Source organism: Candidatus Schmidhempelia bombi str. Bimp (assembly GCF_000471645.3).
GTDB lineage: Bacteria > Pseudomonadota > Gammaproteobacteria > Enterobacterales > Orbaceae > Utexia > Utexia bombi.
Window position 1 is genome coordinate 1 of the sequence record NZ_AWGA01000040.1, and the last position, 485, is coordinate 485.

At 39.6% G+C, this 485-nt stretch carries 1 pseudogene; it reads left to right on the plus strand.

Annotated elements, in window-relative coordinates:
• A pseudogene (locus O970_RS09840) lies at positions 1 to 485 on the plus strand (type VI secretion protein ImpA); the annotation flags it as partial.

The window sequence follows — 485 nt, forward strand, 5'->3', positions numbered from 1 at the left end:
GATAACACTTGGAATGAACAAAATTTAACTTATGGATTTGTTTCAAATGATAATGAATATAAATTTGGTCTCACTTTACCTATTAGAATACCACGTTATGAATTAGTACCAGATGTCGTGCTTGAAATAGGGGAAAAACCAACAATAACAGGGTTATATTTACCCAGTGTCCCCCATGCTCCTGCGGCATTTTTGTACCCACATGTTGATGATTATGCTATTCAAGCGAATCAAGTAAACAAACTTAAACGATATGTTGACGAAGATAACGGTAAAGTTTCTTACTCTTGGGGTTTAGGAACTGAAGTCCCAACCAAATGGACCCTAATCCGCCGTATCGACGATGAATATATAGCGGTCCCCCCAGAAGGTTTTTTCCCGAATCATCATCCTGAAGAACTCTATAACTGGCCTGAGCGCGAGAAAATTTATCTTAATCAACAAAGCCACCCGCGTATTACCGTTTGGTCTGGACAAACCTGTCC